The following is a 13635-nucleotide window of genomic DNA, read 5'->3' on the forward strand; positions in this document are numbered from 1 at the left end:
GTCATGCCTCCACGGTAGCGCGATCGGACTTAGCCGATAGCCAAGAAGGATCGATGCCCTCCTTCAGCCGGTTCTCGGCCTTGGCGTCCAGGTACCGGAAGTACAGCACGGTGAACGCCACGATCAGCAGCAGCGACCAGCCGTAGGTGATCTTCAGGTAGTGCAGCGCCCGGCCGTACCTCATGTACCGGTAGATCAGCCAGTCGTCCAGCGCCATGAAGCCGTAGATTCCCAGCCACGCCGGCCAATTGCGGATCAGCGAATTGCGCAGCACGACGGTCATCAGGAACGGGAACAGCATCATCGAGTAGTAGCCCTGGGCCAGCGGCAGCGCCAGCCACGACCACAGCAGCAGCACGCCCGACGAATTGGTGAACCAGAACAGCGGGTCGCGGGTGCGGTAGTAGCGGTACAGCAGCCACAGCGCGACGATCGCCAGGAGCGTGAACAGGATCCGCAGGAACACGATCAGCCACGTGGGTAGGCCGAAGTACACGCCGTTGCCCTCGATCGAACTGTTGAAATAGTCGCGGACGCCGCCGATGTAGGGGAGCGTCTTGGTGACGAAGTCCATCGGGTCGCTCACCAGCGGCCACGCCACCGCATTGATGACGACCGGGACGACGAACGCGGGCACCAGCGTCCGCCACTGGCGGTTCAGCAGCGGCAGCAACAGCAGCGGGCCGAGCACCGGTTTGAGCGTCAGCGTGAGTCCGATGGCCACGCCCGCCCACCACTGGTGGTTCACATTCCCGTCGAGCAGCCAGCGCAGGAACAGCACCTCGGCCAGCAGCACGCAGCCGTTGATGTTGGTGAACACCAGCGTGCTGGTCACGCTTTCGGTGCAGAACATGGCCAGCAGCAGCGCCGGCGCGGCCACCGACGACAGCGTGAACTTGAACAGCCGCAGCAGCAGATACCAGGCGAGCAGGATGGCCACGGTGTTGATCAGGATGAACAGATAGCGCGACGGCGAGAAGGACAGATACCCGAACGGCGCCATCAGCAGCGTCCCGCCGGGCGGGTACAGGTAGTGCGGGTCGACGTAGTCGAAGTGCTCGTTGTAGATGTCCCAGCCGTGCCGGAAGTTCAGCACCGCGCGGTAGACCGGCTTGAAGTCGTCGGTGATGTTGCCGTTGAGCGTCAAGATGATGCTGCGGTGCAGCACTGACATGATGGCCACCGGCCACAGCGCCGAGCGCAATATCGTCGCGGTGCTGGGCGGGCCGCTGCGGGGACGAAAGGCGGCCAGGGTCCGATCGCGCAGGCCGGTTCGGGTCGAGTCAGCTGCCGTCACGAAGCGCAAAGTATCAGGCGGGACAGTACGTGTCGGTTCCGGGCAGCTTGCCGCTGTTGACGTAGCCGATCAGCGGGGACACCGCGCAGCTCGAGTAGATGCTGGCGCCGTGGCCGATGCCCTGCCACATCACCCGCTTGCTGGCCGCGTTGGCGTTGATGACTGTGGCCGCCGTCGCGGCGACCCCCTCGGTGCCGACGATCGGGTCGTTCTGCACGCCGAGCAACAGGACGTCGACCTTCAAGGATTTCGGCGGCGCGGGCGGCGACACGGTGGGCCAGTGCACGCACTTGACCAAGTTGAGCGCCGCGACGGTGCCGAACTGGGGGTAGAGCTTGGCCCACGCCACCACGAGTTCCCGCACCCGGTCGGGGGTGGGGCGGTTAACGGCGTCGCTGCACGTATTGACGAACTGGCCGTCGGAGTCCGCGGTCATGTTGGCGTGGTTGATCAGGTTGGTCAGGGCGTTGGTGTCGCCGGAGCGGGCGGCCGACAGCGCGTTGGCCAGGTTCGTGGTGGCGCCGACGCGGCCGCCGGACGGGAAGCCCAGTGCGACGGTGATGGCGTTGGCCACCTCGGCCACCGAGGCGCCGCCCGGCCCCTTGCCGGCGCGGGCGTCGGCCAGCAACGCGCTGACGGCGCCCTTGGGGTCGGGGCCCAGCGCGCAGTTCACCGCGACGCACTGGGCGGCGAAGGCGTCGAGCGCGGCCTGCTGGCCCTTGACCTGTTGCTCGGCGGCGGCTTCGGCGTTGATACCCAACGCAACTGGCGAGTCGAGGATCAGCCGGGCGACCTTGTCGGGGCGCGCCGCCGCGTAGGCCAGCGCCACCTGGGCGCCGTTGCCGATCCCGACCAGGGCGACCGCGGGCACGTCCCACAGCGTGCGCAGCCGCTCGATGTCGGAGGCGGCGTGCGCGTTGTCGTAGGCGGACGCTCCGGGCGCGATGGCGTCGGTGCAGCTAGTGGTGGCGGTGTTCGCGACGTCGGAGAGGTTGGCGACGGGGTCGTCGCCGGTCTGGAACTGCGCCTGGTCGCGCATGATCTGGCGGTCGGAGGTGTCGCGGCAGTCGATGGGGTTCGACATGCCCATGCCGCGACGGTCGACGGCGACGATCGGGTGGCTCTGCAGCACGTCGGCGCCGCCCCGCGACAGCCAGACCGGCAGCTGCGCCGACGACGGCAGATCGGTGCCGGTGGTGAAGACCAGCGGGCCCGCGTCGCGCGGGGTCTGGTTCGTGCGGGCGCGGACCACGCCGACGCTCACCGTGCCGGTCCCGCCGTTGACCGGGTCCAGCTCCGCGTCGTAGTTCGCGCAGTCCAGCTGGACCCCGGCGGCGGGCGGGACCGCGGCGTCGCCGAACACCCGCGAGGTGCAGTCGTGCCAGGGCAGGTCGTTCTTCGGGGCCGCGATCGGGGGCGGGCCGCTGGGCGGCGGCTTGGCGGTGCTCGCCCCCTGGGGTCGCGCGCCGGAGTTGGTGGCGAAGCGCGGGTCGGCGGCCAGGCCCGGGACGCAGCCGGCGACCACGGTGGTCGCCGCGACCAAGAGCGTCGCGAACGCGATCTGCCGACTCATGCCGACCACAGTAGCTAGCGGCGATCGCAAGCGCGGCAACGCCGGGCGCTGCGGGTCGCCGCAAAAGCCAGCGGCGATCGCAAGCGCGGCAACGCCGGGCGCTGCGGGTCGCCGCAAAAGCTAGGCCTTGACGTAACGGGTGTAGAGGTAACCGGCGTCGTCGGTCAAAACGTGGGCGCAGCGCATCCGGGTGAGCAGCTGGCTGGGGCCGGTCGCGATGCGCCGGGCCAGGCCGCCGACGATGTAGGGCGCGATGGTCAGGCAGAGCTCGTCGAGCAGGTCGCGCTGGATCAACGAGTCGAGCAGCATCGGGCCGCCCTCGGTCAGGATGCGGCGCATCCCGCGCGCGCCGAGGATCTCCAGCATGGCGGCCTCGTCGACCTCGCCGGGATCGTCGCCGGAGCAGTCGATCACCTCGCACAGGTCGCCGAGCATCTGGCGCGCCGGGGCCGCCGCCGCCGCGCAGGTGAGCACCAGCGGCGGCACCTCGGTGCGGGTGAACACCGCCATCTCGCGGTCGAGGTGCCCCGATTTGGTGACGATCGCCAGTTGCGGAATCTCGCTTTGCCCGCGCGCCTGCCGCTGCTGGCGCTGGGCGACGCTCAGCTGCGCGCCGGAATAGCCCTCGACGCGCACGGTGCCCGCGCCGACGACGATGACGTCGGCGAGTTCGCGCAGCAGGTTGAAGACAAACCGGTCGCCGGGACCGCCCATCGTCCCGCTGCTGCCGCCGGAGGTGGCCCCGCCGTCCACGCTGGTGATGAAGTTGGCCCGCACCCAGGTCCCGTCGGGATAGTCGTAGAGCCGGGGGAGTTCACCGTCGGTGAGTTCGCGGACCGAGCCGAGCAGCGACAGCGGCGTCTCGGGCAGGGGCATGAGGTTGATTGCAGCACGTCGCTACAGTTCTGGCATGCACGGGTCCCCTTCCGGGCGAGTGGCTCGTCTGGTGGATCGGCACCCGACGGTCTCGCCGGAGCGGCTGATCGCTCAATTACGGCCGCCCCCAACCTTCGCCGATGTGAGCTTCGCGACGTATGAGCCCGACCCGGCCGAGCCGACCCAGGCCGCGGCCGTGGTGGCGTGCCAGCAGTTCTGCCACCAGGCCGTGCAACGCCGCGCGGGCCGGCGAAAGTTGTTGGGCCGGCGCGCGGTGTTGCCCGGCGTCGGGTTGTATCTCGACGGCGGGTTCGGCGTGGGCAAGACGCACCTGCTGGCATCGGCGTATTACCAGCTGCCCGGTGACGGCCCGGAGTCGTCAACTCCCAAGGCGTTCGCGACCTTTGGCGAACTCACGCAGCTGGCCGGGGTGTTCGGTTTCGTCGAATGCATCGACCTGTTGGCCGGCTACACCGCGGTGTGTATCGACGAGTTCGAGCTGGACGACCCAGGCAACACCACGCTGATCTCGCGGCTGCTCTCGTCGCTGGTCGAGCGGGGGGTGTCGGTGGCCGCCACCTCCAACACGCTGCCCGAGCAGCTCGGCGAGGGCCGGTTCGCCGCCCAGGATTTTCTGCGCGAGATCAACACGCTGGCAAGCATTTTCACCACCGTGCGGATCGAGGGACCCGACTACCGCCATCGTGGCCTGCCGCCGGCGCCGCAGCCGCTGTCGGACGACGAGGTGGCCGCGCGCGCCGCCCGGGTCGACGGGGCGACCCTCGACGACTTCGACGCGCTGTGCGCGCACCTGGCCACCATGCACCCGTCGCGGTATCTGACCCTCATCGAGGGCGTCACCGCGGTGTTCTTGACCGGCGTGCACGGCATCGACGACCAGAACGTCGCGCTGCGGCTGGTGGCGCTGACCGATCGGCTGTATGACGCCGGCATCCCGGTGATCGCCTCGGGCGACAAGCTGGACACCGTATTCAGCGACGAGATGCTGGCCGGTGGCTACCGAAAGAAGTACCTGCGGGCCATGTCTCGGCTGCTGGCGCTGACGGTCACCCAAGCGTGAGGCTCATGACGAAATCGTTTTCGCGGGCGGCGCCGACCCGAAAGGTCCTGGTGCCGCTGACCGCGAAGCCGCTCTTGGCGTAGAAGCGTTGGGCGCGTTCGTTTCCCTGGTTGACCCCCAGCCACACGCGGGTCACGCCCCATTCGCCAGCGGTGGCCAGCGCGAGGTCCATCAGCGCCGTCGCCGCCCCGGTGCCGTGGTGCTCGGGTGCGAGGTAGATCTTGGACAGCTCGGCGGTGTCGTCGCCGTCGCGAATCAGCATGGCGTAGCCAATGATTCGCCCGCCGACCTCGGCCGTCAGGATCGCGCGATGCGGGTCGGCCAGGTATTCGGCGAAGCGGGCGGCCGACAGGTTGGCCGCCACGAACGCCGCGATGTTCCCGGGCGCCATCGAGGGCGGGCACGCCAGCGGGAAGGTGCGCGCGGCGACATCGGCAAGTTCTTGAACGTCAACCGAATTCGACGTGACTACGCGTACGGCGCGGGTCAGAGGTTCCACTGCGCGAGGTGGTAGCCCGTCTTCTTGTCCAGCAGAACCACGGTGGAGACGGGATCGCGGTAGGCGTCCCAATAGACTTCGCCGCGCACGATCGCGCCGTTCGGCGCGTTGGTGAGCACGTTGTCCAGCGCGTCGGGCGCGTCGGAGGCCCGCGGCTTGTAGGCGTCGGCGAACGGGGTCACGCCGTCGAAGCTGAAGTTGGTCGCCATGATGAACGGATTGGGCACCCGGACCGCGCGGACGACGACGTCGGCGCGCTCAACGCTGCTGCCGGGGAAGCCCCTGAAGGTGCCTTCGCGCGTGTAGCCGAACCCCGGCGGCGGGTCGCACGGCGAGACGCCGGTGACGGTGACGTCGGCGACGTAGGTGCCGGTGTCCACCCGCAGCGTGTCACCGATGTGGCCGATCGGGGCGTCGCCGGCCCACGCGCGGGGCGCGGGGAGCGCGGCGACGGCGGTGCTGCTCGCCGCGGCGACGAGGAACGCCGACAGAACGACCAGCCAGCGGTGCGTCTTCGCCATGTCTTCGCCTCCTAGGCGCCCTGGAAGGGGATCTTCGAATGATCGCACACGCGGTGAGGGGTGGGGGAGGGGTCGATCACGCCCGCTCAGCCGTCCGCGCGGGCGGCGGTGCCGCCGCCGAGCGACTCGAGCGCCGTGATCAGGTCGGCCTCGACCCGGCGCTTGTCCACACCGAGGCGTCGCAGCGGTCCTTCGCCGGACGAGGCGTCCTCCAGCTCGAGCAGCGCCAGCAGCAGATGCTCGGTCCCAATGTAGTTGTGCCCCAACCGAAGTGCCTCGCGAAAGGTGAGCTCGAGCGCCTTGCGGGCTGGGCCGCTGAATGGGATGAGGGCGGGGGTCTCGGCGCCGGGCGGGGGTAGCTGCACGGCTGCGCGCAGCGCCTCGGTGTCGATGTCTTGCCGGCGGAGCAGCACCGTGGCCAGGGCGGCGGGATCGCCGAGCACACCGAGCAGCAGGTGGTCGGGGGTGATCTCGTCGTTGCCGGCCTCGTGCGCGGCGTTCTGGGCCGCCACCACCGCGCCGCGCGCCCGCGGGGTGAAGCGGCCGAAGCCCTGTTCCGGGTCCAGCGTGGCGGGCTCGGCGCGCGGCACGAATCGCTTCTGCGCGGCCTGTTTGGTGACGCCCATGCTCTTGCCGATGTCGGTCCACGACGCCCCGGACCGGCGCGCCTGATCGACGAAGTGCCCGATCAGATGGTCGGCGACCTCGCCCAGGTCGTCGGCGGCCAGCACGGCGTCGGCCAATTGATCCAGCGCGTCGGTGTGCACCGACTTGATGGCGCTGATCAGCTCGTCGAGGCGGACGGGGTAGGCGATGCGCGTCGGGTCGGACATGGCGTCAACGGTAGGTTGACGACCGCACATAGTCAACCGGAGGTTGACGATTGTTAATAATTGTTTCGCCAGACGCATATTTGTCGGGCCTTCTGCAACGATTTCGAAGTTATGAGGCTCGTTCTGACAATTTCTGGCATTGCGGCCGTAATCGCTCTGGCCGCGCCCGCGCACGCCGACGACACCGACGGCGCCTTCCTCGCGTCCCTGGACCAGGCCGGCTTCACCTATAACGATCCGGGGCAGGTCATCCAGGCGGCCCACTACGTCTGCTCGGCGGCCAGCGGCGGTACGGCGATGCCCGACATCGCGAAGGCGATGACGTCCAAGGCGGCCGCGCTGACCGAGGAGAAGGCGGAGAAGTTCACCGCGATCGCGGCCAGCGCGTACTGCCCTGACGCGATCTCGTCGACCACCACGACGACCGCGACCGCCAGTTCCTGATCGCCTCGCTCCTCGAGATGCGGATCGGCCGCGGCTCTGGAACGATCGGTGAGCCGTGAGGCCATTTCTGATTTCGCTCGCCCTCGCCGCCGCCATCGGCCTGGCCGCTCCCGCGCACGCCGATAGCAGCGACGACACCTTCCTCGGCACGGTGCGCGCCGCCGGCCTGGCCTATTCGGATCCCGAGCAGGCCATCACCTCGGGCAAGTCCGTGTGCAAGCTGGTGAGCGAGGGCGCGAACCTGACGGACGTCGTCCGGATGCTCCAGATGCTCAATCGTGGGCTGCAGGGCGACGACGCCACCCGGTTCGCCGCCATCGCCGCCAACTCGTATTGCCCCCAAGCCCTTTCGCCGCCCAGCACCGCCTCCTAGCGGCCGGGCACGACGGGGAGATTGTGACGCGCTTTTAACATAAGCGCGCACTAACCGTTGGTGAACGAAACGTGTAATCAACAATTCACCCATACCATTTCGGCGACGGACAGCGGCCGCAGTCGAAAGGAAGCAGGGGTTTGGACTTCCTTCAGCAGCAGCTCGTCGAACCCCTGAGCAACATCCTCAATACGCACGTCCTGATCTATTTGCTGATCGGTGGCGGCATCTATTTCACGGTCCGCACCCGCTGCATTCAGGTCCGCTACTTCGGGCGGATGGTTCGCCAACTCGGTAGGGCGCACCGCCAGGATGGCGGAATCTCGTCGTTCCAGGCGTTCTGCGTCGGGCTCGCGTCGCGGGTGGGCACCGGCAACATCGCGGGCGTCGCCATCGCCCTGACCGTCGGCGGGCCCGGTGCGATCTTCTGGATGTGGGTGGTTGCGGCGGTGGGTATGGCCACCGCGGTGATCGAGGCGACCCTGGCCCAGATCTTCAAGGTCCGCTCGGACGACGGCGCCTTCCGCGGCGGCCCCGCGTTCTACATCGAACGCGGGTTGCGTTCGCGCGCAGGCGGTGTCGTGTTCGCCATGCTGCTGGTGATCACGTTCTCCACCGCTTTCAACATGGTGGAGACCAACGCGATCAGCGGGGTGTTGAAGTCGTCGCACGGCATCGGGGTCGGTTGGACCACCCTCGTTTTGGCCGTGCTCGCCGCACCCGTGCTGTTCGGCGGCGTTCGACGGGTCGCCCAATTCGCCGGCTCGGTGCTTCCGGTGGTGGCGCTGGTGTACACGCTGCTGGCGCTGGGCATCGTGGCCGTCAACATCACCGAGCTGCCGACGGTGATCAAGGAGATCATCGGCGGGGCGTTCGGAATCCGCCAAATGGCAGGGGGTTTCGCGGGCGGCGTGCTGGCCGCGATGGTCACCGGCGTCAAGCGGGGCCTGTTCGCCTGCGAGGCCGGGATGGGCAGCTCGCCCAACATCGCGGGCGCCGCGACCGTGGCACATCCGGTGGAGCAGGGGCTGATTCAGTCGCTCGCCGTGTTCGTCGACACGATGGTGATCTGCACGGCGACGGCATTCATCGTGCTGCTGTCGGGTCCCGAGACTTACAACCCGGCCCGCTTGGGGGCGGTCGCCGGGGCGAGCCTGACGGAGTCAGCGGTCGCGGCCGACCTCGGCTCGTGGACCACGGTGTTGATGACCGCGGTGGTGTTCGTCTTCGCGTTCGCCTCGGTGCTGAGCAATTACGTGGTGGCCGAGGCCAACTTGTTCTACCTGGGTGGCCGGCGCCTGGCGGCCAACGTGCTGAAGGTGGTCACGCTGCTGTCCATCGTCTTCGGGGCCCTGGCCAAGCTGACGCTGGTGTGGGCGCTTGCCGATTTGACGATGGCGGTGATGGCCATCGCGAACCTGCTCACCATCTGCCTGCTCGGCAAGTGGGCGTTCGCGGCGCTCAAGGATTACCACCGGCAGTTCGTGCAAGGCGGGATGCCGGTTTTCATCGCCAGCGAGGCCGGCCTGCCCGGCGTTCTCGACGGCGACATCTGGGAACGCGCGGGGCGCCGGCAGGTCGGCGCGCTGCCCGAGTCCTTGACCCTGCACCGGCCGGCGCTGCGGCCCTCCCGGGCGCCGGCGGCGTAACCCGGCGAGAGTTCACCCGCCGTTCGCCCACCAAGGTGCCATTCGCCAACGGGTCTGCGACAATCGCTGCGTTATGCGATTTCTACTGGTTTCGGCGAGCGTCGCCGCGGCGATCGGCCTGGCCGTCCCCGCGCATGCCGACGTCAACAACGATCAGGATTTCCTCACCGACCTGCGGGACGCCGGCCTCACCTATCAAGACGGGGGCAACGCGATCACCATCGCAAAGTCGGTGTGCGACCTGCTCGACGACGGCCAGTCGTCCGCGGAAATCGTGACGCAGCTGCGCAATCAGAACCCCGCTTTTCAGGGAGCCAGCGCGGCCAAGTTCACCTACCTGGCGGCGGCGCATTACTGCCCGAAGTACGTGACCGGCGAGGACCGCGGCCCGAAGCCGGACGGGCAACCCGGGAACTGACCTCGCTCAGGCGGCCCTCGCGGTCCAGGTGAAGTTGTGCATGTCGGGTATCCGCGGCGCCAGGGCTTCGGCGACGAGGCGACCGATTCGGTCGGCCGCGGCCAGGGGAGTCTGAGGATCGAGAAATCCTTCCACCTCCACGCGCAATGTCCGGCCGGTCCATCGGGCCCTGGCGTGCGCGTGCGTGACGCCCGGCACCGTGGCCGCGACGGCCTCGGCGGTCGTGATGATCTCGGGGTCGACTCCGTCGAGTAGCCGGTGCGCGATGTCGGAGGTCACCTCCCAGCCGACGTGGCAGATGAAACCGGTGACGACGATCCCGGCGACCGCGTCCGCCCAGCCCCAGCCGAGCGCCACACCGATCAGGCCCAGCATCGCCCCCGCCGACGACAACGCGTCCAGCCACGAATGTTTGGCGTCGGCCACCATGGTCGCCGAGCGAATCCGCCTGCCCACCACCAACTTGTAGCGGGCCACCAGTTGGTTGCCCGCGATCCCCACGAGCGCGGCGGCGATGCCCCAGCCCACGTACCCGGTGCCGCCGTGCCGGAGCAGCTTGTTGACGCTTTCGAAGGCGGCGACGGCGGCGCTGCCCCAAATCACCAGTGCCACACCGATTCCGGCGAGGTCTTCGGCGCGTTCGTAGCCGTAGGGATACCGTTCGGTGGGAACTTTGCGCGACGCCCGGAACCCGACGAACACCAGGACGCTGGTGGAGACGTCGGACAGGTTGTGCAGCGCGTCGCCGAGCAACGCCACCGAACCGGAGAGCAGCGCGATGGCCAGTTCGACGAGCCCGGTCAGCGCCAGTCCGACGGCGCTGACGGCCACGGCCCGGTTGGCCTGCCGGCGCTCGGCCGCGTCATCGGTGCCGGTGTCCAGAGGAAAACTTGCCGCGGGGTCACGGACGCCTTTGACGATGTGCATACCGCAAGCATGCCCCCGTCGGGCGCCGGCGCCCAAGCCGATTACGCGCGCGCCCAGCGCTCGGGCCATCGCCCGCAACGCCGCGCCCGCGTCCGGCCCCTCTCCGTTGAATGCCGCGCCGCTTCACCCAAACAATGGCACCCGTTTAAATTGCATCTCCGTTAATTGAACCAAGGCGCCGAGCGCCCCGGTGGGTCCGGATTCGAGTTTGCTCGATTGCCGAGCGCCGAAGCGTCAGTTGTGCGAAAGTTGCCTCAGCGTTATTGATTAGCGCATTGATAGACAGTCACGATTCGGTCTTCGGACCCGCAGCCGACTGAGGAGACACCGATGAAGAAATTGACACTGCTGACCGGCGCCGTTGCTGCGGCCGTGGCGAGCGCGGCGGCCGTCGCGATCCCGGTTGCGAGCGCGGACTCGACGGACGACGTTTTCCTGCAGGCGCTCGTACAGCAGGGCATCACCCTTTCCGGCCTGTCGAACCAAACGATCGTCAACGCCGGGCATGGAGTTTGCCAGGACTGGGCCAATGGCGCGACTTTGGCGCAGACCTTGTCCGATGTAAAGAGCGCGCTCTCATTGTCCGACCACAATTCCGGCTACTTCATCGGCGCCGCGACGCAGTCGTACTGCCCGCAGTACGTCAGCAAAGCCACCCAGAGCTGACCGAAGTTTCCGCGGTCAGTTGGCCTGGCCGCGGCGGGGGGTGTCCTCGCCCGCCGGGCGAGACCGCCTCGGGAGCACCATGAACATCACCGGGAACCGCAGCATCGCCTCGCGGTGGGAGATTTCGAGAAACACCGTCTCCATTTGCAGGTTCCGTATCGGACGCCTGTCCATCATCAGCCGCGTCCGCAGGTGACGCGGGGTTTGTAGCCACTCGACCAAATTCATGCCCGCGACTCTACCCGCCCGACGAAAATCATTGCGCTGCAGACGAATTAGATGACCGGTGATCAATGATGGTGCTGGGCATCGAAAAAATGGTTGTCGGTGACAGAACCGCGCGGCCGGGCCCACTCCGGGTCGAGGATCGCCGGCGTGTGCGGGCCGACGGTGATCGGGGCCAGCCCCGGAATCCGAAGCTGGAGGCCGCCCAACTGGCGGCGATGTCCCGCCGTCAGCCCGTCGGCCTCCAACGCCTCGCCGTGGCCGGAGACGATGTCGGCCATGGCGTGCAGCGCCTCGCTGCCCGGGTGGTAGTAGTGCGAATGGTCGAGGGGGTCGATGCCGTCCGAGCCGGGCACCTCGGCGCGAAAGCGCACCGATCCAAAGCCGTCGGTGGCGGGGTCGGCGCCCAACCCCGGGTCGCTGCCCGCAACCTGACCGACGATGTCTCCGCCGAAGAAATGGTTGCTCAGCCCGTCGAGTTGCCCGAGCATCCCGACCGGGTCGGTCGAGGCGTCCCCGACGAACACATGGCCGCCATTTAGGTGAAAATCCCTGGCGCTGTTGGCCGCGTCGGTGCCCGGACAACCAAGCAGCACAGCGTCATTGGCGTGCATGCCGTGCAGGGCGAAGGCATCGGCCACCGTCGTCGCACCGTAGGAGTGACCTAGCACGGTGACGTGCTGCCCGGTGCCGAGGTGAGTGGTCCACAGCCCGTTGACATCTCGCGCGAGCGCCGCGCCGCCCGCCCGGGCGAGTTTGGGCGTGGAGATGCGCTCGACGTCGGAGAAGTCGTCGGGGGTGTCGTAGCCCATCCACGCGATCACCGCGGTCGGTTTGCCCGGGTCGGCGGCGTTGGCCTGAGCGAACAGGTTGATGGCGTCGTCGTGCGCGTCGCGCAGCCAGCCGCCCCGCACGCTGCTGCCGGTGCCCGGCACGATCACGGCGGTATTGCGCGCGGTGTCCGGATTGCCGATTGCGATTGCGGCGCGCCCCTTGCCGCCGAACGCCAACGGGTCGTAGGCGAACAGATAAGTCGGGTTGGGTTCGTCGACCGCGTCGTGGTCGAGGCCTTGTTTGGTCTCGTTGGCGTTCCGATAGCGGGTGACGTCGGTGGCCGATAGCCCGTATCGCGCCGGATCACGCATCACATCGGCGACGGACGTTCCGGCGCGGGCGGCGATGTCGCGCACCCGGTCGAGGTCCCGGGTCATCGCGGCGATGTTGGCGTTACTGCGTGCGGGGACCGGCACACCGTTGAGATTGCCGATGCGGTCCGGGGTTTCGTCGATCAACCACTGCCGCCGCTCGGGCGTCAGTGACGTCCACCAGCGATGCACGTCCGCGGCGTCGGTGCCCGGTGGCGGGACTTGGTCGAACGCACCGCCTTTCGGCAAGGGCTCCGGTTCGGATCCGTCCGCTCCCAAGTTGTTCACCGCGTCCCGCAACGTGGCCGTGTAGCCGGCGCGCAGCGACCGCAGCGAAGTAAGCGCGGCAGTGGTGTCGCTGACAGCGTCGTCTTCGCAGGCGCGGATGAGCGCGTCGAGGGCGTCGTTGTCGGCCGCGCCGAGGTGGGCGGTTTTCTCCATTTCGATGGCCCGCCCGATCACGTCGTCGAGGTGGTGCAGCCGGGCGTCCAGGGTGGCCATCTCGCCGGTTGCCGTCTTCTGCGCCTCGGCCAAGGTGGCGGCGATGTTCTCCAGGTCGACCGCGATCCTGGGTAATCGCAGCGACTGGGCGCCGAGGGATCTGGTCACCCGCCGCACTTCGGTGGAGTCATTGATCGGATGATCGCCGTTCGGGTGGTCCCAGGCCGCGTCGAACCGCTTGCGCGCTTGTTCGAAGGCGGCATTCGCCTCGCGGGTGCAGCGGGCCGCCCGACGAAAAGCCTCCGCGAGATTTGAAATCTGGCGCGGGCTACCGGCCTGCAGGCTCTGGTTGATCGCCCAGGGATCACCGCCGGCTTCGGCGACCAGCGCCGCGATGCTCACGCACCGCAGCTGCATCGCCCCGCCAGCGGTTTCGCGGCGTCGCGGCCACTCATGCCGGCGAACTTACTCGGCGCCGCCGCGTTGCGCCGTCACCCGAGGCCGGGTTGGGGACAGGCCTTCGTGCGCCGATTGGCAGGAATTTTCAAGGTCTTTGACACGGCGGGACGACTAGAATTTTGAACCGTGAACGCGCGGGGACCCGGGGCGCATGTTCGGCAGGATGTTGGGCTGCGACCTCGGCGTCAACCCGCCTTTCGAGATGGAC

General features: G+C 68.3%; 15 protein-coding genes. 6 read left to right on the forward strand and 9 right to left on the reverse strand.

What is annotated here, in order from left to right; all coding sequences use genetic code 11:
* Position 1: 1 nt before the first annotated feature.
* The 3 genes from aftC to A5680_RS01805 form a co-directional block, all read right to left on the reverse strand.
* Complete coding sequence (aftC, locus tag A5680_RS01795; RefSeq protein ID WP_067815447.1) at positions 2-1306, reverse strand: arabinofuranan 3-O-arabinosyltransferase; 1305 nt, start codon at positions 1304-1306, stop codon at positions 2-4.
* Between the two features lie 4 nt (positions 1307-1310).
* Positions 1311-2870: an alpha/beta hydrolase gene (locus A5680_RS01800; protein WP_067815516.1), complete on the reverse strand. Its 1560-nt coding sequence runs from the start codon at positions 2868-2870 to the stop codon at positions 1311-1313.
* A 120-nt stretch (positions 2871-2990) separates the two neighbouring features.
* Complete coding sequence (locus tag A5680_RS01805; RefSeq protein WP_067815450.1) at positions 2991-3746, reverse strand: pyrimidine reductase family protein; 756 nt, start codon at positions 3744-3746, stop codon at positions 2991-2993.
* On the opposite strand from A5680_RS01805, the gene zapE reads away from it, so the two are divergent.
* Entirely contained in the window at positions 3745-4827 is a 1083-nt protein-coding gene (zapE, locus tag A5680_RS01810) for a cell division protein ZapE (protein WP_156669698.1), read from the forward strand. The two genes, A5680_RS01805 and zapE, sit on opposite strands and share 2 nt — an antisense overlap.
* Here the strand turns inward: zapE and A5680_RS01815 are convergent.
* The 3 genes from A5680_RS01815 to A5680_RS01825 all read right to left on the reverse strand — a co-directional run bounded on the left by A5680_RS01815 (position 4814) and on the right by A5680_RS01825 (position 6680).
* Entirely contained in the window at positions 4814-5326 is a 513-nt protein-coding gene (locus A5680_RS01815) for a GNAT family N-acetyltransferase (RefSeq protein ID WP_067815456.1), read from the reverse strand. The genes zapE and A5680_RS01815 overlap by 14 nt on opposite strands.
* Positions 5314-5847, reverse strand: coding sequence for a hypothetical protein (locus A5680_RS01820; protein ID WP_067815459.1), 534 nt, complete (start codon positions 5845-5847; stop codon positions 5314-5316). The genes A5680_RS01815 and A5680_RS01820 overlap by 13 nt, the downstream gene beginning before the upstream one ends.
* A gap of 86 nt (positions 5848-5933) precedes the next feature.
* Entirely contained in the window at positions 5934-6680 is a 747-nt protein-coding gene (locus A5680_RS01825; protein WP_067815463.1) for a Clp protease N-terminal domain-containing protein, read from the reverse strand.
* 111 nt (positions 6681-6791) lie between these two features.
* Between A5680_RS01825 and A5680_RS01830 the strand changes: the two genes are divergently transcribed.
* The 4 genes from A5680_RS01830 to A5680_RS01845 all read left to right on the forward strand — a co-directional run bounded on the left by A5680_RS01830 (position 6792) and on the right by A5680_RS01845 (position 9564).
* Positions 6792-7124 carry a DUF732 domain-containing protein gene (locus A5680_RS01830; RefSeq protein WP_055403587.1) on the forward strand — a complete coding sequence of 111 codons (333 nt, stop codon included), beginning with the start codon at positions 6792-6794 and terminating at the stop codon, positions 7122-7124.
* A 55-nt stretch (positions 7125-7179) separates the two neighbouring features.
* Positions 7180-7497: a DUF732 domain-containing protein gene (locus A5680_RS01835; RefSeq protein WP_067815466.1), complete on the forward strand. Its 318-nt coding sequence runs from the start codon at positions 7180-7182 to the stop codon at positions 7495-7497.
* A 140-nt stretch (positions 7498-7637) separates the two neighbouring features.
* Entirely contained in the window at positions 7638-9146 is a 1509-nt protein-coding gene (locus tag A5680_RS01840; RefSeq protein WP_067815470.1) for a sodium:alanine symporter family protein, read from the forward strand.
* Positions 9147-9219: 73 nt separating this feature from the next.
* The gene (locus A5680_RS01845) at positions 9220-9564 is read left to right on the forward strand and encodes a DUF732 domain-containing protein (RefSeq protein ID WP_055403589.1); all 345 of its coding nucleotides are present in this window, start codon (positions 9220-9222) and stop codon (positions 9562-9564) included.
* A gap of 6 nt (positions 9565-9570) precedes the next feature.
* Here the strand turns inward: A5680_RS01845 and A5680_RS01850 are convergent, their stop codons facing one another.
* Positions 9571-10491, reverse strand: coding sequence for a cation diffusion facilitator family transporter (locus tag A5680_RS01850; protein WP_055403590.1), 921 nt, complete (start codon positions 10489-10491; stop codon positions 9571-9573).
* A 330-nt stretch (positions 10492-10821) separates the two neighbouring features.
* On the opposite strand from A5680_RS01850, the gene A5680_RS24965 reads away from it, so the two are divergent.
* Positions 10822-11157, forward strand: a complete 336-nt coding sequence (locus A5680_RS24965; RefSeq protein ID WP_082970230.1) for a DUF732 domain-containing protein — start codon at positions 10822-10824, stop codon at positions 11155-11157.
* A gap of 15 nt (positions 11158-11172) precedes the next feature.
* Here the strand turns inward: A5680_RS24965 and A5680_RS01860 are convergent, their stop codons facing one another.
* Together A5680_RS01860 and A5680_RS01865 are read right to left on the reverse strand one after the other, a co-directional pair.
* Positions 11173-11385, reverse strand: a complete 213-nt coding sequence (locus A5680_RS01860) for a hypothetical protein (protein ID WP_055403591.1) — start codon at positions 11383-11385, stop codon at positions 11173-11175.
* Between the two features lie 62 nt (positions 11386-11447).
* On the reverse strand, positions 11448-13385 hold the full coding sequence (locus A5680_RS01865; RefSeq protein WP_067815473.1) for an alpha/beta hydrolase: 1938 nt from the start codon (positions 13383-13385) through the stop codon (positions 11448-11450).
* Positions 13386-13635: the final 250 nt, after the last annotated feature.

The sequence above is a fragment of the Mycobacterium sp. E2989 genome (assembly GCF_001667595.1).
In the GTDB taxonomy this organism is placed as follows: domain Bacteria; phylum Actinomycetota; class Actinomycetes; order Mycobacteriales; family Mycobacteriaceae; genus Mycobacterium.

Excerpts from the sequence above, each read along its gene's own strand:
- A5680_RS01825 (WP_067815463.1), bottom strand. The coding sequence starts at position 6,680 with ATGTCCGACCCGACGCGCATCGCCTACCCCGTCCGCCTCGACGAGCTG.
- A5680_RS01805 (WP_067815450.1), bottom strand. The coding sequence starts at position 3,746 with ATGCCCCTGCCCGAGACGCCGCTGTCGCTGCTCGGCTCGGTCCGCGAA.
- zapE (WP_156669698.1), top strand. The coding sequence starts at position 3,745 with ATGAGGTTGATTGCAGCACGTCGCTACAGTTCTGGCATGCACGGGTCC.
- A5680_RS01850 (WP_055403590.1), bottom strand. The coding sequence starts at position 10,491 with ATGCACATCGTCAAAGGCGTCCGTGACCCCGCGGCAAGTTTTCCTCTG.
- A5680_RS01830 (WP_055403587.1), top strand. The coding sequence starts at position 6,792 with ATGAGGCTCGTTCTGACAATTTCTGGCATTGCGGCCGTAATCGCTCTG.
- A5680_RS01860 (WP_055403591.1), bottom strand. The coding sequence starts at position 11,385 with ATGAATTTGGTCGAGTGGCTACAAACCCCGCGTCACCTGCGGACGCGG.
- A5680_RS24965 (WP_082970230.1), top strand. The coding sequence starts at position 10,822 with ATGAAGAAATTGACACTGCTGACCGGCGCCGTTGCTGCGGCCGTGGCG.
- A5680_RS01820 (WP_067815459.1), bottom strand. The coding sequence starts at position 5,847 with ATGGCGAAGACGCACCGCTGGCTGGTCGTTCTGTCGGCGTTCCTCGTC.
- A5680_RS01800 (WP_067815516.1), bottom strand. The coding sequence starts at position 2,870 with ATGAGTCGGCAGATCGCGTTCGCGACGCTCTTGGTCGCGGCGACCACC.
- A5680_RS01865 (WP_067815473.1), bottom strand. The coding sequence starts at position 13,385 with ATGCAGCTGCGGTGCGTGAGCATCGCGGCGCTGGTCGCCGAAGCCGGC.
- A5680_RS01845 (WP_055403589.1), top strand. The coding sequence starts at position 9,220 with ATGCGATTTCTACTGGTTTCGGCGAGCGTCGCCGCGGCGATCGGCCTG.